Annotated in this window: 16 protein-coding genes; 12 read left to right on the top strand and 4 right to left on the bottom strand. The window is 61.9% G+C overall.

Features of this window, described 5'->3' with window-relative positions; translation table 11 throughout:
- The first annotated feature begins 16 nt into the window (after window positions 1-16).
- Together QZR30_RS07530 and QZR30_RS07525 are read left to right on the top strand one after the other, a co-directional pair.
- A complete protein-coding gene (locus QZR30_RS07530; RefSeq protein ID WP_046068393.1) occupies window positions 17-712 on the top strand; it encodes a GntR family transcriptional regulator in 696 nt (231 codons plus the stop codon).
- A 71-nt stretch (window positions 713-783) separates the two neighbouring features.
- On the top strand, window positions 784-1,782 hold the full coding sequence (locus tag QZR30_RS07525) for a tetratricopeptide repeat protein (RefSeq protein WP_068967322.1): 999 nt from the start codon (window positions 784-786) through the stop codon (window positions 1,780-1,782).
- Window positions 1,783-1,878: 96 nt separating this feature from the next.
- Here QZR30_RS07525 and QZR30_RS07520 read toward each other — a convergent pair whose 3' ends face one another.
- Complete coding sequence (locus tag QZR30_RS07520) at window positions 1,879-6,738, bottom strand: NAD-glutamate dehydrogenase (RefSeq protein WP_311903127.1); 4,860 nt, start codon at window positions 6,736-6,738, stop codon at window positions 1,879-1,881.
- Between the two features lie 479 nt (window positions 6,739-7,217).
- Between QZR30_RS07520 and QZR30_RS07515 the strand changes: the two genes are divergently transcribed.
- The 10 genes from QZR30_RS07515 (at window position 7,218) to QZR30_RS07470 (ending at window position 20,312) form a co-directional block, all read left to right on the top strand.
- Entirely contained in the window at window positions 7,218-7,571 is a 354-nt protein-coding gene (locus QZR30_RS07515; RefSeq protein ID WP_059397863.1) for a hypothetical protein, read from the top strand.
- Between the two features lie 256 nt (window positions 7,572-7,827).
- Window positions 7,828-8,787, top strand: coding sequence for an AAA family ATPase (locus QZR30_RS07510; RefSeq protein ID WP_046068397.1), 960 nt, complete (start codon window positions 7,828-7,830; stop codon window positions 8,785-8,787).
- A gap of 5 nt (window positions 8,788-8,792) precedes the next feature.
- Window positions 8,793-9,725, top strand: a complete 933-nt coding sequence (locus QZR30_RS07505) for a DUF58 domain-containing protein (RefSeq protein ID WP_046068398.1) — start codon at window positions 8,793-8,795, stop codon at window positions 9,723-9,725.
- A complete protein-coding gene (locus tag QZR30_RS07500) occupies window positions 9,722-10,216 on the top strand; it encodes a DUF4381 domain-containing protein (RefSeq protein WP_046068399.1) in 495 nt (164 codons plus the stop codon). Before QZR30_RS07505 ends, QZR30_RS07500 begins: the two co-directional genes overlap by 4 nt.
- Window positions 10,209-11,297: a vWA domain-containing protein gene (locus QZR30_RS07495; RefSeq protein ID WP_059397864.1), complete on the top strand. Its 1,089-nt coding sequence runs from the start codon at window positions 10,209-10,211 to the stop codon at window positions 11,295-11,297. The genes QZR30_RS07500 and QZR30_RS07495 overlap by 8 nt, the downstream gene beginning before the upstream one ends.
- Window positions 11,294-13,033 carry a tetratricopeptide repeat protein gene (locus QZR30_RS07490; RefSeq protein WP_311903126.1) on the top strand — a complete coding sequence of 580 codons (1,740 nt, stop codon included), beginning with the start codon at window positions 11,294-11,296 and terminating at the stop codon, window positions 13,031-13,033. Before QZR30_RS07495 ends, QZR30_RS07490 begins: the two co-directional genes overlap by 4 nt.
- Complete coding sequence (locus QZR30_RS07485; protein WP_311903125.1) at window positions 13,030-14,670, top strand: BatD family protein; 1,641 nt, start codon at window positions 13,030-13,032, stop codon at window positions 14,668-14,670. The genes QZR30_RS07490 and QZR30_RS07485 overlap by 4 nt, the downstream gene beginning before the upstream one ends.
- 175 nt (window positions 14,671-14,845) lie before the next feature.
- Window positions 14,846-16,087, top strand: coding sequence for an exonuclease SbcCD subunit D C-terminal domain-containing protein (locus QZR30_RS07480; protein ID WP_311903124.1), 1,242 nt, complete (start codon window positions 14,846-14,848; stop codon window positions 16,085-16,087).
- Complete coding sequence (locus QZR30_RS07475) at window positions 16,084-19,722, top strand: AAA family ATPase (RefSeq protein WP_311903123.1); 3,639 nt, start codon at window positions 16,084-16,086, stop codon at window positions 19,720-19,722. The genes QZR30_RS07480 and QZR30_RS07475 overlap by 4 nt, the downstream gene beginning before the upstream one ends.
- Window positions 19,719-20,312 (top strand): glutathione S-transferase, encoded by a 594-nt coding sequence (locus QZR30_RS07470; protein WP_068967324.1) that lies wholly within the window; start codon window positions 19,719-19,721, stop codon window positions 20,310-20,312. The genes QZR30_RS07475 and QZR30_RS07470 overlap by 4 nt, the downstream gene beginning before the upstream one ends.
- A 57-nt stretch (window positions 20,313-20,369) precedes the next feature.
- Here the strand turns inward: QZR30_RS07470 and QZR30_RS07465 are convergent, their stop codons facing one another.
- From QZR30_RS07465 to QZR30_RS07455, 3 genes are all read right to left on the bottom strand, one after another.
- Window positions 20,370-20,549: a hypothetical protein gene (locus tag QZR30_RS07465; protein ID WP_043050891.1), complete on the bottom strand. Its 180-nt coding sequence runs from the start codon at window positions 20,547-20,549 to the stop codon at window positions 20,370-20,372.
- 156 nt (window positions 20,550-20,705) lie between these two features.
- Window positions 20,706-21,881 (bottom strand): lactonase family protein, encoded by a 1,176-nt coding sequence (locus QZR30_RS07460; RefSeq protein WP_046072480.1) that lies wholly within the window; start codon window positions 21,879-21,881, stop codon window positions 20,706-20,708.
- Window positions 21,868-22,158 (bottom strand): DUF5629 family protein, encoded by a 291-nt coding sequence (locus QZR30_RS07455; RefSeq protein WP_046068406.1) that lies wholly within the window; start codon window positions 22,156-22,158, stop codon window positions 21,868-21,870. The genes QZR30_RS07460 and QZR30_RS07455 overlap by 14 nt, the downstream gene beginning before the upstream one ends.
- Between the last annotated feature and the right edge of the window lie 214 nt (window positions 22,159-22,372).

Raw genomic sequence — 22,372 nt, 5'->3', positions numbered from 1 at the left:
TTTTTGGAGGCAGGCCATGAATGCTCACGCTTTGCACTACGAAACCATCCTTGCGCCCCTGCGCCTGGTCGGCGGCAAAAAGCCTTCGGTGGATGACATCTACCCTCGACTGTTCGACGCCATCCTGGAACAACGCATCGCCCCTGCCAGTCGTTTTACTGAGGAAGGCCTGGCTGAAATCTTTGGTGTGAGCCGCAGTGTGATTCGCCGCGTGCTGGCAAAGCTATCCCAACAACAAGTGATCATCCTGCGCCCCAACCAACGCGCCCAGGTGGCTGCGCCGCACGCCCTGCAAACGCGGCAGATCCTGGAAGCACGGCGCATGGTCGAAATAACCTTGGTTCAACTGGCGTGCGCTCAAGCAAAGCCGTCGCAAATACGCCAACTGCGCGAACTGATCAACCGTGAACGTGACTGCATTGCCCGTGGACAACGCGGGGCCGCACTTCGCTTGTCGGGAGAATTCCACCTGCAATTGGCGGCGATGGCGAGGAATGCGCCACTGTCGCAATTCCTCAATAGCCTGGTGCCTTTGACGGCTCTGGCTATTGCGCATTGCCCAGGTACAGACCATACGGCCTGTACCTGGGAAGAACACACTGCGATTGCCGATGCCGTGGAGCAGCATGATTGCGCCACCGCTGTAGAGCGAATGACCCAACACCTGAATCACCTCCAATGCCGCCTCATCGCCCCTGCCCTAGATATATAGCGCCGGCTTACCGACATCTTTCCATAGTCTGGATTTCGCACTGATTGAGTGCTTTATGACTGGCATTGAAGATGATCATTGATCCAAAAGTTTACGAGAACCTGTACACCCTGGTCAGCCAATTGAACGAGCATAAGGCTTCTCTGACCGAGCCGCTAAAGACTTCATTGACCGAACTGACCAATGCCTCGAAAGCCATCGGAACAGCGTTATTCCAACAAGAACGCTTTGACGAGGCCGAGTTTTATTTGACGTTCCCTGGGCTGGCCGGCGATGCCGAAGCGCAATACGGCATGGCTATCTGCAGCGGTTATCAACTCGGAGCGTTCCGCTACCCGTTCCCGCGAACAGTGGGATGGCTCAAGCTCGCAGCGGCACAGGATCATGTCCTGGCCTTGATGTGGCTGGGTGATAGCCAATCGCTGACTAAGGCTAAGGCCCTGTCCACGGCGAGCGCAGCCCAGGGTGACATACAAGGCATGTTCAATTTGTATACCTTGACGGAGGACTTCACCTGGCTGACCAAGGCTGCCGAAACGGGCAACCCCAGAGCCTTATTCAAACTCGCCCAAACCTACCGGGAACACCCGGGACTGATGCCCAACGCCGTAGCGCGCACGGCAGAAATTGAAGTGCTGTGTCAAAGAGCCGCTGATAGCGGATATCCATTGGCACTCGCGGACCGTTTGTTCTCCCCGGCTTCAACCGCCACGATGGTTGAAAAGCAGCGAAGGCTTGCTCAATTGGCGTGGACAGGTGACCAGGACGGGTTGCTGGAGTATGGCTATGCACTTGCCGCGCTTGCACGAGACAAAACCAGGCCGGCTCGCACCTATGGATTGGCCAGAGACCTGCCCAAGGCCTATGCCGCGCTGAAGTTCGAGTGGGATAGAACGGCTAACACCAGGCCTGTTCCAGGGTTGGAAGAGACCCTCGCTTTCATCGCTCATCAGATGAATGCGACTGACCATGATGCCGTCCCAGCTATTGAGTCGGAGCTGGCAAGCAAAATAGCCTCGGCGCCTAAATACTACGAACCCAAGGTAGTTGTAGGTTACTCACCCAATTGATCGTGCCTTGGCCTGGAGCCTGATTAGCGCGGCTGAAAAAAAACCTCGTGTCTTACGACACGAGGTTTTTTCTGGTTTTAACGCTCTGCCAGCACCTTACAGCACCGACTGACCACTCAACGCCAGGTCCAGCAACTCCCGGTTGGCCACTGCGTACATGGCGTAGTCCGTGCCAACAGCAGCACGAATTTCCACCATCATCGCGCGCCAGCGATCAGCCATGTCCTGGTGCTGCTCAAGCCACAGGGCCACGCGGGCTTCCATGTCTTGTGGCGCGTCGGCCATTTGCAGGACCGAGATAGTGATCGCCCGTTGCTGCCAGTCCACGTCGTCGCGGAAGGCTTCGCGGGCCTGGGCCTGCCAGTTGTTGGCTACCGGCAGATCGCTGATCTGCTGCAGGTACCACGGCAGGTCCAGGGCGCTGCCGACGGCGAAGTAGGCCTTGGCCACTTCGGCGGCGTCATGCCCGGTCACGTCGGCGGCTTCGATGATCGGCAGCAAGGTGTACAGGTGGGTCGTACCGGCCACCATGCGCGCCAGCAACTCCGGCACACCGGCTTCGGTGTACGCCTGGTAGCGGGTCTGCCAACCTTCGCGGGTCGGACCTTCCAGCAACTCGTCGAGCTTGAGACCCAACGCGGCCAAGTGCGGACCGAAGTGCGCGGTGTCACGCCCGGCGTCCTGCTCGTTGCGACGGCTGCGCAGGAACCAGCGCGTAGCGCGACGGCCAAGGCGCATCAGCTCGTCCATCAGCTCCAATTGCACGTCGGCAGAGACCTGGTGGTCCAGGGCTTCGATCTGGCGGAACCAGTGCGGGAGGTGGAAGATGTCGCGCACGATCACATAGGCGCCGGCCACGTTCGCCGGGCTCATGCCGGTCGACTCCTTGAGGCGCTGCACGAAGGTGATGCCCATGTGGTTGACCAGGTCGTTGGCGATCTGGGTGCTGACGATCTCGCGCTTGAGGCGGTGACGACGCATGGCCTCACCGAACTTGGCCACCAGGCTCGGCGGGAACGCGGTCTCCATGTCACGGGTCAGGTACTCGTCATCCGGCACCTGCGACTTGAGCAGCGCCTCCTTGAGGTCGATCTTGCTGTACGAGATCAGCACCGACAACTCCGGACGAGTCAGGCCCTTGCCGGTAGAAGCACGCTCGCTGAGCTGTTCCTCGGTCGGCAGGTACTCGATGGCGCGGTCCAGCTTGCCACGACCTTCCAGATCGCTCATCAGGCGTTTGTACTCGGCGGCACGCTCGTAGGCACGGCGCGCCGCCAGGGACAGGGCCTGGGTCTGCTTGTAGTTGTTGCCCAACACCAGGTGGCCGACTTCGTCGGTCATGCTCGCCAGCAACTGGTTGCGTTGCTTGTCGGTCATGTCACCGGCCTGCACCACTTCGTTGAGCAGGATCTTGATGTTCACTTCGTGGTCGGAGCAGTCCACGCCACCGGCGTTGTCGATAAAGTCGGTGTTGGAACCGCCGCCATTGAGGCCGAATTCCACACGGCCCAGTTGGGTCATGCCGAGGTTACCGCCCTCACCCACCACCTTGCAGCGCAGCTCGTTGCCGTTGACACGCAGCGCGTCGTTGGCCTTGTCGCCCACATCGGCATGGCTCTCGGTGCTGGCCTTGACGTAGGTACCGATGCCGCCGTTCCACAACAAATCCACTGGTGCCTTGAGCAAGGCGTTGAGCAGTTCGGTCGGAGTCAGCTTGTCGGCCTGGATGTCGAAGCGTTCCTTCATCTGTGGCGAGATGGCGATGCTCTTGGCGCTGCGCGAGAAGATACCGCCGCCTTCGGACATGATGCTGGTGTCGTAGTCGGTCCACGACGAACGCGGCAGCTCGAACAAACGCTTGCGCTCGACGAAGCTGGTGGCCGGGTTAGGGTTCGGGTCGATGAAGATATGCAGGTGGTTGAAGGCTGCGACCAGTTGCAGCTTGTCGGACATCATCAAGCCGTTACCGAACACGTCACCGGCCATATCGCCGACGCCCACCACAGTGATGCTGTCTTCCTGCACGTTGATGCCGCGCTCACGGAAGTGACGCTGCACACCGACCCACGCGCCCTTGGCGGTGATGCCCATTTTCTTGTGGTCGTAACCGGCCGAACCGCCGGAGGCAAATGCGTCGCCCAGCCAGAAGCCGTAGTCGATGGCAATGCCGTTGGCGATGTCGGAGAAGGTCGCAGTGCCCTTGTCCGCCGCCACCACCAGGTAAGGGTCATCGCTGTCATGACGCACGACGTTGGCCGGCGGCACCAGGGCGCCATCCTTCAAGTTGTCGGTAATGTCCAGCAGGCCGGAAATGAAGATGCGGTAGCAGGCGATACCCTCGGCCGCGATCTCGTCACGGCTGCCACCCAATGGCAGGCGACGCGGCAGGAAACCGCCCTTGGCACCCACCGGCACGATCACCGAGTTCTTCACCTGCTGAGCTTTTACCAGGCCCAATACTTCGGTACGGAAGTCTTCTTCACGGTCGGACCAGCGCAGGCCGCCACGGGCGACATTGCCAAAGCGCAGGTGCACACCTTCGACACGCGGCGAGTACACGAAGATTTCGAACTTCGGTACCGGCTTAGGCAGCTCAGGAATCGCATGCGGATTGAACTTGAAGCTGAAGTACGACTTGTTCTGGCCGTTGGCGTCGGTCTGGTAGAAGTTGGTACGCAGCGTGGCCTTGATCAGGTCCAGGTAGCGACGCAGGATGCGGTCTTCATTGAGCACCTGAACGTCGTCCAGGGCGGTGAGGATCGCTTGTTCCAGGCGCTGCTGCTTGTCTTCCAGGTCGTCGGCAGTGAGCTTGCGTGCCAGGTAGAAGCGGGTCTTGAACAACCTTGTCAACTCGCGGGCGATGTCGGTGTGGTTGTTCAGGGTGCTGGCGATATAGCCCAGGTCGAAGCCCAGGCGGATCTGCTTGAGGTAGCGAGCATAAGCACGCAGCAACGCGACGTCGCGCCATGGCAGGCCGGCTGTCAGCACCAGGCGGTTGAACGCATCGTTCTCGGCATCACCGTGGACGATATGCACGAACGCGTCCTGCAGGGTGTCGTTGAGCTGCTGGATATCCAGGTTCACGCCTTCGGCGGCGATGAATGCAAAGTCATGGATCCAGAATTCACGGCCATTGGCATGGCGCAGGCGATACGGGAACTCGCCCAGCACACGCAGGCCGAGGTTTTCCAGGATCGGCAACACGTCGGAAAGTGCCAGCGGGGTATCGGCGTGGTAAAGCTTGCAATGCAGCTCACGCTGGCCGGAGACCTGGCCCAGGGGCTGATAGAAGCTCATCACCAGCGGGTTGGCTTCGGTGAGGCTGTTGAGATGCTGCATGTCGACCACGGCCGAATGCGCGGCGAAACGCTCGCGGTAGCCGGCCGGGAAGCCTTTCGGGAAGTCCGCCAGTACGTTGGTGCCGTGGGCTTCACCGAAGCTTTCCACCACCAGGCTGGCGTAGTCGTCCTGCCAGCTGCGGCAAGCCTGCACCACTTCTTTTTCCAGTTGCAGCGGGTCGATGTCCAGGCGGTTCTTCGGGTCGACCCGCAGGATCAGTTGCACACGGGCCAGTACGGACTCGGAGAAGAAGGTCCAGAACTCGCAGTCCGAGGCCTTGAGGCGATCCATCAGCACTTGCTGGATCTTCTGGCGCACTTCGGTGGAATAGATGTCACGCGGCACGTAGGCCAGGCAGTAGCAGAAACGACCGTACGGGTCCTTGCGCAGGAACACGCGGATCTTGTTGCGTTCCTGGATCTGCACGATTGACATCACGGTGCTGAACAGCTCGTCGACCGGTGTCTGGAACAGGTCGTCGCGGGGCAGCACTTCAACCACCTGGGCCAGCTCCTTGCCCAGGTGCGCCTTGGCCTGGAAGCCCGAACGACGTTCGATCTCCGCGACCTTGCGGCGGATGTAAGGAATCACCCGCACGCTTTCGCCATACACCGAGGAGGTGTACAGGCCCATGAAGCGGTGTTCCTTGATGACCTTGCCGTCGGCGCTGATTTCACGGATCGACACATAGTCCGGGTAAGCCGGGCGGTGCACGCGGCTTGGGTGTGCAGCCTTGGCGAACGACAGCACGGTCGGTTCGCGCAGGTAGGCCACGGCGTAATCTTCGATGCGCAGGTCTTCGGCGGTGAGGCCGGCGCGCAGCAGTTTGGTCAGACCGAGGAAGGAACTGGCGTCATATTCGATATGACCGCCGTCCGCCTCGTCACGTACCACGAACTCTTCGTAGCCGAGGAAGGTGAAGTGGTTGCCCACCAGCCATTCGAGGAAGTTCTTGATCTCGGCTTTTTCTTCGCCGTCGATGGCAAATGGGCTGGCATCGATACCAGCCAGCAGGTCCTGGACCTTGGCTTTCATCGGCTCGAAATCGGCAACTGCCACGCGCACTTCGCCCAGCACCTGCTCAAGCTCTTTGCTCAGCACGTTCAATTCGGCGGCGTTGGCGCAACGGTCGATTTCCAGGTACATCAGCGATTCTTGCAGGATGCCGTCGCCCTGGGTGCCTTTTGGCAGGACTTCCAGGAGCTCGCCCTTGCTGCCACGACGCACGCTGAGCACGGTGGTTTGCAGGGTGTGGATACTGTAGCCGCGGCGGTTCAGCTCGGTGCGCACCGAGTCCACCAAAAAAGGCAGGTCATGGTGCAGCACTTCGACCGCAGTGTGGGTCGATTGCCAGCCATGACGTTCGTAATCGGGGTTGTAGACCCGCACTTGGGGCTGGGTGTGATCAAAGCGCTCAAGCAGGCGCCAGGCAGACAGAGTGCAACCGGCCAGGTCGGAAAGGCGACGCTGGGTCAGTTCATCCAGGGAAATGATGCCGAAGAATTGCTCAGCAAACAGCGCCACTTGTGGCAGTGCCTGTTCACTGATGTGCTGGGCCAGTGCCGCTTGCAGTTGGTGCTGGAAGTCGGCCTTGCTGGCTGCGGTGAAGAACGCCATCTGTGGTACTCCGCTTGGGCTTGTTATTGATGGAAGCGTCGCGTGTTATCCCCTTGCGGGGAGACCGTCGGCTCTGTTCGTGGGACACGATAAACGAATCAGGGCGACAGGTGGGTGAAGCTGGACAAGACAGTCAGGTCACATACAACGTCCATAAGATGTGCCCCTGCCGGGTGACGGTACGACGGGCAGGTCAAGCGCCTGGCGCGGAGCACATACGTTGCGCAGCTTAACGAGTGTACGAAGACTGGTGCTTGCGACGCTGCGACATATTCGGTCATCGGTAAGCAGGCAATAGGTTGCAACTTGGGCAACCGCATTTTTCCGTACAAAAAACCTGCGTTTTTCAACCCCCGAGTACCGAAAATGACTGATACCGCACCCCAGGTCATGCCCGGGGCCTGACACACCCTGCAGCATAAAATTCGCCGTAATGGCACAATTGCCAGCGCAACACCCTCCTCCACACAGGATTTCCCATGCTGCAGCTGAAAACCGACGCCCTGATGGCAACCCCGTGCGACGAAGAAGAAGACAACATGGCCATGCTCTGCTGCCATGGCAAGAACGGCGAGATGTTCATGCTCAGCCGCTACCCAGATGAAGATGAAGTGGAACTGACCTGGGATTACGAGCCGTCGACCCTAGATGGCCTGAAGATCACCCTGAGTGACACGACCTTGCTGGTAGATCTCGCCGCAGGCGATGCCGATGCATTGGGCGGCAAGAATCATCTGGAGATCACCCACGACACGGCCGCATCCGACCTGGCCGAAGTGGAGAAAACCTTGCAGAACATCCTCAAAGGCACTGGTACTTTCATCCGGACTTGAGCTGCACATAGATCAAATGTGGGAGGGGGCTTGCCCCGGTAGCGGCGGGTCAGTTCATACATCTGTGGCTGACACACCGCCATCGTGGGCAAGCCCCTCCCACATTGACCGTGTTCCCACACAAAAACCCTACAAGTTTTTCTGAAAATACCCGTGACGTCGTTAGTCGCCACCCCCTTCGATGCATTAAAGTAAGCCTCCCAAGCCTGACGCTCGTGCTCGATCATCAGGCTCATCTTTCCAGGAACCGTCATCGATGGAACATCGTGAAGCGCTGCTTGCGCTGCGAACCTTTCTTTCTACGCAGATTCTCGGCCAGGAAAAACTCATCGATCGCCTGCTGATCGCCCTGCTCGCCGACGGCCACATGCTGGTCGAAGGCGCACCCGGGCTGGCCAAGACCAAGGCGATCAAGGAGTTGGCCGAAGGCATCGAAGCGCAGTTCCATCGTATCCAGTTCACCCCCGACCTGTTGCCGGCCGACATCACCGGCACCGAGATCTATCGCCCGGAAACCGGCAGTTTCGTGTTCCAGCAGGGGCCGATCTTTCACAACCTGGTATTGGCCGACGAAATTAACCGCGCCCCGGCCAAGGTCCAGTCGGCCTTACTTGAGGCCATGGCCGAGCGCCAGGTCAGCGTGGGCCGCAGTACCTATGAGCTGTCGCCGCTGTTCCTGGTGATGGCCACCCAGAACCCGATCGAGCAGGAAGGCACCTACCCGCTGCCCGAAGCCCAGCTCGACCGTTTCCTGATGCACGTCAAGATCGGCTTCCCGGACGCCGCCGTCGAACGACGCATCCTGCAACAGGCCCGCGGCGAAGCACTCAATGGTGAAACCAAGCCCGAGCGCCGCGTGAGCCAGCAGGCGATCTTCGCCGCGCGCAAGGAAATCCTCGGCCTGTACATGGCCGATGCGGTGGAGGAATACCTGGTGCAACTGGTGATGGCCACGCGCACCCCGGCCAAGTTCGACGCGGAAATGGCCGAGTGGATCGCCTACGGCGCCAGCCCACGTGGTTCCATCGCCCTGGACCGCTGCGCCCGCGCCCATGCCTGGCTGGCCGGTCGCGACTTCGTGAGCCCGGAGGATATCCAGGCGGTGTTGTTCGACGTACTGCGCCACCGCATCATCCTGTCGTTCGAGGCCGAAGCCGCCGGGGTGGACCAGGATCGCGTGGTGCAACGCATTCTTGACGTTGTTGCCGTCGCTTGAAGTCGATGAACGCAGGCGATGGTATCCGCGTAACCCTCAGTGAACTGATTGAGATGCGCCACCACGTGCGTGAAGTGCAGTTGTTTTCTACGCCGGGCCAGCGCAGCCCATTGATCGGCCTGCATCATTCCAAGCTGCGCGGGCGCGGTGTCGACTTCGATCAGGTACGCGTGTACCAGGCCGGCGACGACGTGCGCACCATCGACTGGCGCGTCACGGCGCGCACCCAGGAGCCGCACACCAAGTTGTTCCACGAAGAACGCGAACGGCCGATCTTCATCATGGTCGAGCAGAGCTGCCGGCTGTTTTTCGGCTCGGGGCAGATGTTCAAGTCGGTGCTCGCCGCCCAGGCCGCCAGCCTGATCGGCTGGGCAGCGCTGGGGCATAACGACCGGGTCGGCGGCCTGGTATTCGGTGACAGTGAGCACTACGAGATCAAGCCGCGGCGCAGCAAGCAAAGCCTGCTGCAGCTACTCAACCGCCTGGTGCGAGTCAACCAGAGCCTGAATACCGAAAGCCGCCCGGAGGCCGACGCCCTGGGCATGGCCCTGCGCCGTGGTCGCGAGGTGCTGCGCCCGGGTAGCCTGGGGATTGTGATCTGCGATGAACGCGCACTGACCGAAGGCGCCGAGCAGCAGCTGAGCCTGCTGTCGCGCCATTGCGACCTGCTGTTGCTGCCGATCTCCGACCCACTGGACCACGCCCTGCCCGCCGCCGGGCTGCTGCGTTTTGCCGAACGTGGCGCGCAATTGGAGCTGGACACGCTGAACATCGACTTGCGCCAGGCTTACAAGGCCCAAGCCGAGGCGCGTATCGCCCGCTGGGAGCGGCTCGCGCAGAAATTGCGCGTGCTGCTGATGCCCTTGAGCACCCAGAGTGAAATGGTCGAGCAACTGCGCGAATACCTCAACCCGCAACGCCCGGTTAAAAAACAATGAGCAGCCTGGACCAACTGCAACCGCTGATTGCCCCGCCAGCCATTGGTTTCTGGCCTCCGGCGCCGGGCTGGTGGCTATTGCTGCTGGTCATCCCGCTCCTGGGTTGGGGCCTGTGGTCCCTGCGTCGCTTGCTGCCGACCCGTCGCCCTGTAGCCCGCGCCGAACAACCGCTGGACCCGTTGCGCATCGCCGCCCTGGCCGAGCTGGCGCTGATGCCCAAGCCTTACGACGGCGCCCCCGCCGGCGCTTGGCTGCAGCAACTCAACGGCCTGCTCAAGCGCCTGTGTCGCAACGACTACCCTTACAGCCAGAGCCACACCCTCAACGGGCGCAAATGGCTGGCCTTCCTGGATAACCGCTGCCCCGCGGCCGGCCTGACGCGCTGGATGGTGCTGGTGGAAGGCGCCTACAAACCCGAATGCAAACTCGATGACAAAGCCATCGCCGGCCTGACCCAGGCCGTCGACACCTGGATTCGCAAACATGTTTGAGTTCGCCTGGCCGTGGATCTTCGCCCTGTTGCCTTTGCCCTGGTTGATGCGCCTGGTGCTGCCGGTGGCCGACAGCGGCGAGCCGGCGTTGAAAGTCAGTTACCTCAGCGACCTCGAAGGCCTGGCCCGCCGTCGCGCCCGCGCCAACCTGCCCGGCTGGCGCCAGCAAGCGCCGTTCGTGGTGCTGTGGCTGTTGCTGCTGACCGCCGCCGCCCGCCCGCAATGGCTTGGCGAACCCTTGCCGATTGCCGCCAGTGGTCGGGACTTGCTGGTGGCGGTCGACGTGTCCGGATCCATGGATTTCCCCGACATGCATTGGCAGGGCGACGACGTGAGTCGCTTATCGCTGGTCAAGCACCTGCTCGGGGATTTTCTTGAAGAACGTGAAGGTGACCGAGTGGGCTTGATCCTGTTCGGCACGCAAGCCTACCTGCAAGCTCCGTTGACCTTTGACCGGCGCACCGTGCGCACCTGGCTGGATGAAGCGCGCATCGGCATTGCCGGCAAAAACACCGCTATCGGCGACGCCATTGGCCTGGCCCTCAAGCGCCTGCGCCAGCGCCCGGCGCAGAGCCGCGTGCTGATCCTGATCACAGACGGCGCCAATAACGCAGGGCAGATCGACCCGCTGACAGCGGCGCGCCTGGCAGCCGAAGAGGGTGTGAAGATCTACCCGATCGGCATCGGTGCCGACCCCGAGCAAACCGGTTCCCTGGGCATTCTCGGCGTGAACCCGAGCCTGGACCTTGACGAGCCGGCGCTCAAGGCATTGGCCGAAGCCACCGGGGGCCAGTATTTCCGTGCCCGTGATGGCGAAGAACTGCAACAGATCAAGGACACCCTCGACACCCTCGAGCCCGTCGAACAACAACCGACCCAAGCGCGCCCGGCCCACGCCTTGTACAGCGCCCCGTTGGCCCTGGCGCTGATCTTGAGCTTGTTGCTGGTGATCCAGGAGCGTTGGCCGAACAACGTTTTACAACGCTGGTTCAACAAGCTGTCGAGCAAGGGGATTTTCCTGCAACAACACCCTGAATGGCGCCAGCGCCTTCAGCGCCTGCGTTTGCGGAGGCGCCGATGATTGCCCTGTGGCCGCATTGGTTGCGCCCGTGGTGGCTGTTGCTGTTGCCGCTGCTTGGCTGGTTGCTGTGGCAGTTGTGGCACCGGCAAAAGCGCGCCGGGCGCTGGCAGATGATCCTGCCGCCGGCCTTCCATGCCGTATTGCTCAGTGGTGGCAATGGTCGCGAGAGCAAATCACCCTGGGTGGTGCTGGGTATTGCCTGGCTGTTGGCCGTACTGGCGCTGCTTGGCCCTAGCTGGCAACGAGTGGAACAGTCCAGCCAGAAACCCTCCGACCCGTTGGTGGTACTGCTGGAGCTGACCCCGGAAATGCTCGCCACCGACAGCCCGCCCAACCGCCTGGAGCAGGCGCGGCGCAAGCTGTACGACTTGCTGCAAGCGCGCAGCGATGCGCAAACCGCCATCGTTGTGTATGCCGGCAGCGCCCACACCCTGGTGCCGCTCTCGGATGACCTGGCCACCAGCCGCAACCTGCTCGAAGCCCTGCGCCCCTCGATCATGCCCGAGCCCGGCCACCGTGCCGACCTGGCGGTTGAAAAGGCCATGGGCCTGCTCAAGCAAGGCGGCCTGGGCCAGGGGCGCCTGCTGCTGGTCGGTTCCTCGCTGTCGAAACAGGAACGCCAAGGCATCCGCCTGCAATTGCAAAGTGCCCAGGCACCGCCCTTGTCGATCCTCGGCATCGGCAGCCGCGAAGGTACGCCAGTGACCCAGGAAAGCGGCGAGTTCCTCAAGGACGACCAGGGCGCGATACTGGTGCCGCGCCTCGACAGCCCGACCCTCAAGGCCTTCGCCAGTGAAATGGGCGGCCGCTACCGTGCGGCGCGCCTGGACGACAAGGACCTGCGCCAGCTCGGCCTGCTCGACAGCGCACAAGCCCTGCGCAACGACGGCCAGTTGCTGCACCTGGAAACCTGGGCCGACCAGGGTTACTGGCTGCTCCTGCCGCTGTTGCTGCTGGCTGCCTGCGCCGGGCGCCGCGGCTGGCTGTTCTGCTTGCCGTTGCTGCTGTTGGGCGCGCCGCAGCCCAGCTATGCCTTTGAACTGCAAGACCTATGGCTGCGCCCCGACCAGCAAGGCCAGTACCTGCTCAAGCACAAGCGCCCGGCCGAAGCCGCCGAACGCTTCCAGGACCCGCAATGGCAAGGCGTGGCGCTGTACGAGGCGGGCAACTACGCCGAGGCCATTAAACGTTTTGCCCAGGGCAGCGACGCCTATTCCCACTACAATCGGGGCAATGCCCTGGCCAAGGCCGGTGAACTGGAGGCCGCTATTGACGCTTATGAACAGGCCCTGGAAGCCCAGCCCGACCTGCAACCAGCACTGAAAAACAAAGCCCTGGTTGAAACGCTGATGCAGGCGCAAGCGCAGCCCGAACCGGACCAGCCAACAAAAAACGCAGATGACGAAACCGCCCAACCCGGCCAAACTGCGCAGCCGGGCGCCGGCGGGCAAACGGCCCAGGGTGGCGAGCAGTCGTCTCAAGGCCAGGGCGAAGCCGGCACTGACAAGGCCCAGACCGGCGCCACGCCACAGCCGGGCGGTAATGAAGTGCCGGGCAGCGAACTGGGCGACGAGCGCACCACCACGCCGCCCCTGCGCCCAGCCGATACCCGCCTTGAAGGCGAGCGCCGCCAGGCCCTGGAGCAATGGCTGCAGGAGATCCCGGACAACCCCGGCGAGCTGCTGCGGCGCAAATTCTGGTACGAACAGCAACAACATCAGGACACGACTCGATGAGCCGCCGCACCACCCTTCTGCTCCTGCTTGCGATGTCGGCAGGCCACGCCCAGGCGGCTAACCTGGTCGCCAGCGTTGACCGCAGCCGCCTCAACTCCGGGGAAACGGTGGAGCTGACGGTGGAATCCAGTGACGTGACCCAGTTCGGCAAGCCGGACCTGTCGCCCCTGGATGCGCAGTTCGAAGTCAGCGGCACCCGCCAGATCAACCAACTCACCACACTGGGCGGCGATAACCACGCCACCACACGCTGGATCATCACCCTGCTGCCCAAGGAAAACGGCACGGTGATCATTCCGCCGCTGCAAGTCGGCGCACTCAAGACCCAGCCGATCACCCTGCAAGTGGTGGAAACCGCCAGCCAGAACACCAGCGCCGAACTGGCCCCGGTGTTTATCGAAGCCAACCTCGACCAGACCAGCGTGTACGTCCAGGCCCAGGCGCTATTGACCGTGCGCGTATACCACTCGGTATCGCTGTATGACGACAGCAGCCTGACGCCGTTGCAGATTCCCGATGCCCGAGTCGAGCAACTGGGCGAGTCGCGCACCTATGAAAAGGTCATCAACAGCATCCGCCATGGCGTGATCGAGACCCGCTACGCCCTCTACCCGCAACACAGCGGCACCGTGATGATTCCGGCGCAGACCTTCAGCGCCACGCTGGTGGAGTCGCGCCCGGCCCAGGAAAACACGCTGCAGGGCACCAAGCCGGGCAAGATGATTCACGTCAGCTCCACGGCCCTGCCCTTGACGATCAAGCCCAAACCGGACCTCTACCCCGCCGACGCGCCTTGGCTGCCGGCACGCAATCTGACCCTGAGCGAAGGCTGGAACCCCACGCCGGACCATGTACAAGTCGGCGATTCACTGACACGCAGCCTCACCGTCGAGGCCGAAGGCCTGTCCAGCGCGCAGTTGCCAGCAATGCCCAGCACTGAAGTCAATGGCCTGCGCCGTTACCCCGATCAACCGGTACTCGGTAACCAGACCAGCGACCGCGGCCTGACCGGCAGCCGTGAAGACCGCGAAGCCCTGGTCCCAACCCGTGCCGGCGCCCTGGAACTGCCGCCGGTTGAAGTGGTGTGGTGGAACACCCACGAAGACCACCTGGAACGCACCAGCCTGCCGGCGCGCACCGTGCAAGTGGCGGTTAACCCAAGCCTGATGGTGGATACACCTGCCACACCGACCATCATCACCGCCCCTGACGATGAGCGCCTATGGCAGTGGCAACTGAGCACGCTGCTCCTGGCCTGCACCACTCTGCTGGGCTTCGGTCTCTGGTGGCGTGCCCGCCGACAACCGGCCGTGCAACGCGCCGCGCAAACCGGCCCAAGCCCACGCACTTTGCTCGACGACCTCAAGCGCGCCACCCAGGCCAACGACCCCCATGCCACCCGCCAGGCTCTAGACGCCTGGGCCCGGCAACAGCCAGAGACCCTGGCCGACATGGCGGCGCGGTTTGTACCACTGTCAGATGCTCTGGATGGTTTGAATGGTGCGCTGTACAGCGAAAGCGGCCAGTACTGGATGGGTGACGACCTGTGGCGTGCAATCAAGGCCATCCCCGTGGCCGAGCGCGACCAAGGCCCGGCGACCGACACCACCAGCTTGCCGCCGCTTTATCCTAAATAATCCAAGGCCCCTGACACTACTCAAATCAACTGTGGGAGGGGGCTTGCCCCCGATGGCGGTGTCAGCGACCGCTAAGCTGACTGACCTCTCACATCAGATCTGGGTCACCCGCAGGCACCCCGTGTGCTTTTACAGGTAAACTCCCCTCCTTTTCACCTTCTCCACGGAGTTCGCCTTGCGTCTGTTCCACACCTCCGACTGGCACCTGGGCCAAAACCTCCACGGCCAGGAACGCGACTTCGAACATGCCTGCTTCCTTGAGTGGCTGCTGGGCCAACTGAACGCCCAGCGCCCGGATGTGCTGTTGATCGCCGGCGATATCTTCGACACGGTCAACCCGCCGCTCAAGGCCCAGGAGCGTCTGTATGACTTCATCATCAGCGCCCACGAACAAAACCCGAAACTGACCATCGTGATGATCGCCGGTAACCACGACTCCGGTTCGCGTATCGAATTGCCCGCACCGCTGATGCGCCGCCTGCGCACCCATGCCCTGGGCCGGGTGTTGTGGCTGGACGACGGCCAACTGGATGCCGAACGCCTGCTGATCCCCTTGCCGGATGCCAAAGGCAAGATCGCCGCGTGGTGCCTGGCATTGCCCTTCCTGCGCCCGGCGGAAGTCACCGGTGCACAGCTGGGTGATGACTACCTGCGCGGTATCGGCCAGGTGCATGAATGGCTGATCGCCGCCGCCAACGCCAAACGCAAGAAAGGCCAGGCGCTGATAGCCATCAGCCATGCACATATGGCTGGCGGCTCGGTGTCGGAAGACTCCGAGCGCAGCCTGATCATCGGTAATGCCGAGGCGCTGCCGGCCAGCCTGTTCGATAGAACTGTTGGCTATGTTGCCCTTGGCCATTTGCACAAGCCGCAAAAGGTCAATGGTGAAGAGCGTATTCGCTATAGCGGTTCGCCGATTCCGCTGTCGTTTTCCGAGATCGGCTACAAGCACCAGGTACTCGACGTGATGTTCCAGGGCGAACGGCTGGTCAGCGTCGAACCGCTGCTGATTCCACGCTCGGTCAACCTGCAACGCTTGGAAGCCGCGCCTCTGGCCGAGATCCTCACGCAACTGGCCGCGCTGCCGGACATCGACCTGCTGGCCGAAACCCAGCGCCACCCGTGGCTGGAAGTGCGCGTGCGCCTTGACGAGCCGCAACCCGACCTGCGCCAGCAAATCGAAACCGCCCTGCAAGGCAAGGCCGTGCGCCTGGTGCGCATCGCCGCCGAATACGCCGGCCAGCGCGGCAGTACCGAAACCGACGACCAGCGCTTGATCGAACTCGACCAGCTCACGCCCCAGGAACTGTTCAGCCGCGCCTGGCAGGACAGCTATGGCAGCGAAGTGGATGAACAGACCTTGAAAGACTTCGCCGTGCTGCTCCAGGAAGTACAACAAGCGGGTGAACAACCATGAAGATCCTTGCCATCCGCCTGAAAAACCTTGCCTCCCTGGCCGGCCCGTTCGAAATCGACTTTACCGCCGAGCCCCTGGCCAGTGCGGGCCTGTTCGCCATCACCGGGCCGACCGGTGCCGGTAAAAGTACCCTGCTCGATGCATTGTGCCTGGCGCTGTTTGGCGCGGTGCCGCGCCTGGGCGATACCGGCCAGGCGAAGATGCCGGATGCCGACACCGATATCTCCATCGGTGACCCGCGCACCCTGATTCGCCGCGGTACCGGTGGTGGCTACGCCGAGGTGGATTTCGTCGGCGTCAGCGGCCGTCGCTATCGCGCGCGCTGGGAAGCCAACCGTGCCCGCGACAAGGCCAGCGGCAAATTGCAGAACAGCCGCCAAAGCCTGATCGACCTGGACAGCGAGCAACTGCTGGCCAGTCAGAAAACCGAATACAAGACCCAGCTGGAACTGGCCCTGGGGCTGAACTTCGAGCAGTTCACCCGTGCGGTGTTGCTGGCGCAAAGCGAGTTCAGCGCCTTTCTCAAGGCCAATGACAATGAGCGCAGCGAACTGCTGGAAAAGCTCACCGACACCGCGCTGTACACCCAACTTGGCCGCCGTGCCTTCGACAAGGCCAAGGACGCCAAGGACGCCCACAAACAACTGCAAGACCAAGCAACAGGCGTAGTGCCCCTGGCCGCCGAAGCCCGCGCCGAGCTGGATCAACAGCTGGCCGACGCCCAGCAACAGCTCAAGACCCGGCAAGCCCAGCTCAAGCAACTGGAGTTGCAGCACACCTGGCTCAAGGAGCTGCGTGAATGGCAAGAGCGCCAGCTCAGCGCCGTCGAACAGCTGCAGCAAGCCCAGCAACACTGGGACAGCCAAGGCCGGCAACGCCAGGACCTGGATCGCCTCGACCAGCTGGCGCCGCAACGCCATCACTTCTTGCGCCAGGCAGAACTAGACACCTTGCTGACGCCACTGGCCGCGCAGTTTCAGCAACACATCGATCAGCAAGCCGCACTGCACGTCCGCCAGGAACAGTCCCAACAACAGCAAGTAGCCGCCCACGCGGCATTGGCCGACGCGCTGAAAAACCAGGCCGACGCCGCGCCCTTGCTGCGCCAGGCCGTGGAAGAACAAAACACCCTCGCCCACTTGACCAGGGAACTGGCCAAGCGCACCGAGGAAAAACAGCAGCACGCAAACGCCTGCACTGAAGGCCAGGCCCTGCTCGAGGGTTTGCAAGACAAGCAGGCCCAAGTCGCCGAGCGCCTGCAGCGCCTGGCCACCGAGCTTGAGCAGAGCGCCGCCCTCGCCCCCTTGAGCGAGGCCTGGAACGCCTACCGCGACCGCCTCCAACAGCTGATGTTGGTCGGCAATCGCCTCAACAAAGGGCAGACAGAACTGCCGCAGCTAGAACAGCGTGCCAACGCCGCCGCCGTGCAGTTCACCCAACAGCGTGAAGCCCTGGAGCTGCTCTACCAGGAAGCCGGTGCCGAACCCCACGCCGTAGCCGAACAGATCCAGCTGCTGGCCGGCCTGCTGCAAGACAATCGCAAGCAACAGCGCGCCTTCGAAGACCTGGCACGCTTGTGGGACAGCCAGCAACAGCTGGATCAACAGGCTGCCACGCTGACGCAGAAACTGACCGACGCTGCGCAAAGACGTGAGCAGCTGAACCAGGCTGGCCTGCAAACCAAGGCCGAACTCAGTGTTGCCGAGCAAGCCTTGTCGGTGACCAAACAACTGTTGGAGCGCCAACGCCTGGCCCGCAGTGCCAGCGTCGAGGAACTACGCGGGCAGTTGCAGGATGACCAACCCTGCCCGGTATGCGGCAGTCACGAGCATCCGTTTCACCAACCCGAAGCCCTGCTGCAAAGCCTCGGTCGCCACGATGAAAACGAAGAAGCCACGGCACAGAAAGCCGTCGACAGCCTCAAGGAAAAACTCACCGAGTTGCGCGGTGAGGTCGGCGGCCTGATCGCCGAACAAAAGGAATTTCTGCGCCAACAGGAACAGCTGGCTACACAGCAACAGGGCCTGGCACTAAGTCTGCAAGCCCATTCGCTGTCCGCTTCGCTGTTCAATCAGGACGTCGCCCAACGCAGCACCTGGCTGGTCCAACAATTGGCACAGCTGACCCAAAGCATCAGCCAGGACGAACAGCGCCAAAGCGCCCTGCTCAACCTGCAACAAAATGCCGGTCGCTTGCAGCAACAACTGCAAGCGGCCCAGGACGCCAGCCAGCAAGCCCGGCAATTGCTGCTGGACCAGCAGCGCGAACTGGCCAACGACCGCGAACGCCTCGACGCAGAACTCAACGCCTTCGCCGGCCTGTTGCCCGCCGACACCCTGGAAGGCTTGCGCAACGACCCCGCGACGACCTTCATGCGCCTCGACCAACAGGTCAGCCAACGCCTGGAACAGTTGGGCCATCAACGTGATGAACTGGCCGAGCAGCAAGAGCGCCAACAAGCCATCGAAAAACAACAGACCCACCAGCAACACCGTCAACAGCAACTCGACGCCCTGAATCTGCAGGTCAACGAGTTGGCGGCGCAGCAACAGGTGATCCAGGAAAAACTCAGCGCGTTGTTGGGTGAGCATCCCAGCGCCGAACACTGGCAGCAACAGCTGGAGCAAAGCGTCGAGCAGTCACGCCAGGCCGAGAACGACGCCAACCAGCAACTGCATAGCGTGCACACGGCCCTGGTGCAGGTGGCGGCGGACCTCAAGGCCCTGCAGGAACGCCAGCAAGCACTGCAAGCTGAGCAACACAACCTGGCCACACGCGTCTCCGAGTGGCGCGCCCTGCACCCTGAACTGGATGACGACGGCCTGACACGCTTGCTGGCCTTCGATGAAGCACAGGTCGCGCAACTGCGCCAGCAGTTGCACAACAGCGAAAAAGCCGTCGAGCAGGCCAAGGTATTGCTGCAAGAGCGTGAACAGCGCCTGGCCGAACACCAGGCATTGCACAACGGCAACCTGGACTCCGCGCAATTGGACAGCAACCTGGCGATGCTGAATCAGCAACTGGCCGACGGCGAGAAACACTGCGCGGAACTGCGCGCACGTCAATCTGAAGACCAGCGCCGCCAGGACGCCAACCAGGCCCTCACCGAACAGATCACCAAGGCTTACGAAGAGTGGCAACGCTGGGCGCGCCTGAATGCGCTGATCGGCTCGGCCACCGGCGACACCTTCCGCAAGATCGCCCAGGCCTATAACCTCGATTTGCTGGTGCACCACGCCAACGTACAACTGCGTCAACTGGTGCGCCGCTACCGGCTTAAACGCGGTGGCAGCATGCTCGGCCTACTGGTGATGGACACCGAGATGGGCGACGAACTGCGCTCGGTGCACTCGCTGTCGGGTGGCGAAACCTTCCTGGTGTCGTTGGCGCTGGCCCTGGGCCTGGCGTCCATGGCGTCGAGTACCTTGAAGATCGAATCGCTGTTTATTGACGAAGGTTTCGGCAGCCTCGACCCCGAGTCGCTGCAATTGGCCATGGACGCCTTGGACGGCCTGCAGGCCCAGGGACGCAAGGTGGCGGTGATCTCCCACGTGCAGGAAATGCACGAACGCATCCCGGTGCAGATCCAGGTCAAGCGCCAGGGTAATGGCTTGAGTACTTTGGAGGTCAAGTGAACGAGGCGCTGCTGTATTCGTTCCGGCGCTGCCCCTATGCGATGCGGGCGCGGTTGGCGTTGCGTTATTCAGGCGTGGCGGTGCGCATTGTCGAAGTCAGCCTGAAAGCCAAGCCGGCCGAGATGCTGACGCTGTCGCCCAAGGGTACGGTGCCGGTGTTGAGCGTGGAGGGTCGAGTGCTCGAAGAAAGCCTGGACATCATGCAATGGGCCCTGGCACAGCACGATCCTGATGATTGGCTGCTCGAGGGCAAACCTGAGGTATTGGCGCTGATAGCCGAGAATGATCAGGTGTTCAAACATCACTTGAATCGATACAAGTATGCCGAGCGCTACCCGGAGCAGCCGATGGAGCATTATCGCGCCGAGGGTGAAGTGTTCTTGCAGAAGCTGGAGGATTTGCTGACGAACCGGGAGTACTTGCTCGCCGAGCACATGAGTCTGGCGGACGCGGCCGTAGTGCCGTTCGTGCGGCAGTTCGCTCATGTGGACCGGGCATGGTTTGCGGGGGCGCCGTATCGACGGCTTCAGGCGTGGCTGCAGCGGATCCTGGAGTCACCACTGTTTATCGCAGTAATGGCAAAATCTTGAAACCAACACAATCAAACTGTGGGAGGGGGCTTGCCCCCTCCCACAGTTTGATCTTCATTAAGCCTGGGTCTTATGATCCAGCGCCGCGTAGAAGTTGGCGCTCTGTTGCAGGTATTTCTGGGTATAGGCGGTAACGCTGGATTTTTTGCCGGTGACTTCCACGCTGGCAGCGGCTGGCAATGCTACGGTGGCGGAGACAGCGGAAGCGGCGATGATGGAGAAGAGATTCAAGTTCATGGCGGTAACCCTTGTGTTCGTTTGGTTGAGTGGCCGGTGGAGGCCTTGGAACTCAACTTACGCCCGAGGGTTGGACCTTAGAAATGCTTTGAAACAGTAGCTGCTATCAATGCAATTAATACAAAGGCTCAGGCCCCGCAATGCGGGGCCTGTGGCTTATTGACGCACCAGGAACTTGAGGTCGCTGGGCGCATCGATCGGCAACTTCTGCACGGTTTTACCCAGCAGGCCGGTCTTGGGGTCGCGTTCTATCACCACGATTTCATTGCTTTTCTGGTTAGCGGTCAGCAGGAACTTGCCGCTGGGGTCCAGGCTGAACTCGCGTGGGTGATCACCTTCGACGGAGCGGCGCTGGACTTCCTTGAGGTGCGCGGTGGCCGGATCGATGCTGAACACCAGCAACTGATTGGCCGTGCCACGGTTGCTTACATAGAGGAACTTGCCATCGCTTGAAGCATGCAACGCAGCACCGGCCTTGTCGGATACCGGTTGGCCGGCGGCATAGTCCAGCAACTGGGTTTGCGTGAGCTTGCCGTCGTTGTAGTCGAACACGGCGACCTGGGCGCTCATTTCGGTGGTCAGCCAGGCGTGCTTGCCGTCAGCGCTGAACAGCAAGTGGCGCGGGCCGCTGCCCGGCGGCAACTGTACCGAAGGCGGGTTGGCCGGGGTCAGCGGCAGCTCGTGGTTGGCCTTGGGGTCGTATTGGTAGACAAACACCTTGTCCGCCCCCAGGTCCTGCACGAATACATACTTGCCATCCGGCGACGACACCACCGAATGCACATGGTTGGAGGCCTGGCGCTCAGGGTTCACCCGGCTGGCCGGGTGCCCGCTCAACTGCACCGGGGCCGACAGCTTGCCCTCGCCGTCTACCGGCAGGATCGCCAGGCTGCCGCCCGGGTCTTCCAGCACCGAATAATTGGCGACGAACAGGTGGCGGCCATCGGCGGCGACGCTGGAATGGGTCGGCTCATTGCCCAGGCTCTGAACCTGGTTGATCAGGGTGAGCTGATAGTTCTTTGGGTCGATGCGGTAGCTGCTGACACGGCCGACCGGGTCTTTCTGGCCCGGGCCGTTCTCGTTGACCACAAACAGGTACTTCTGGTCCTGGGAAACCGTCAGCCACGAGGGGTTGGCCGTCTTGGCCGCCAGTACGGGCTGGCCGCTGAACTGGCCGGTGCGGCTGTCAAACTGCAGGCGGTAGATCCCTTCGCTGGTACCGGCGGTGTAGCTGCCCACCAGCAGTTCATAGGTGTCAGCCGGCGCAGCCTGCACCGACATGGCTCCGACGCTGCCCGCCATCAACAGGGGCCAGAATTTACGCATCAACATCAGCTTCATCCTCATCGTTATTGTTGCCGGTGAAGGCGCTCATGCAGATCAGGCGGTGCTCGCCCGAATCACCGGTCAGGGTCCAGCTTTGCAGGGTGTCGTCAAACGTGGCCGCCTGCACCTGGGCCGAGCTGAATGCCCAGCGCTTTTCTGCACGGCCGTCCATGGCGGTGATCAGCAGCTTTTCGTCTTTGAGTTCGAAGTCAAAGGCATGCAGGCCATCGATTTCAAGCATGTCGCTGGTGGCAAGGACGGTGGTCAGGGTGTCGGCAGTCATGGTAGTCAATCATCTACGGGAAAGCCCCGATGATAGCGCAGGGCAGCGCGTGCGGTCCTGCTTTGCCGCGCACGCCGGTTACAAATACGAGGAAATACACCGGGCGGCTCCAGGGAACACGGGGCTTGGGCACGCTCCGGCAATAGCTCCTAACGCAATGCCGATTTCGCCCGTCTGCCAACGCGATATTTTTCTTGCTCGATTTCCATCCCAG

This window comes from Pseudomonas sp. rhizo25, assembly GCF_031931935.1.
Classification (GTDB): domain Bacteria; phylum Pseudomonadota; class Gammaproteobacteria; order Pseudomonadales; family Pseudomonadaceae; genus Aquipseudomonas; species Aquipseudomonas synxantha.
This window is presented reverse-complemented; position numbering and strand designations above follow the sequence as displayed.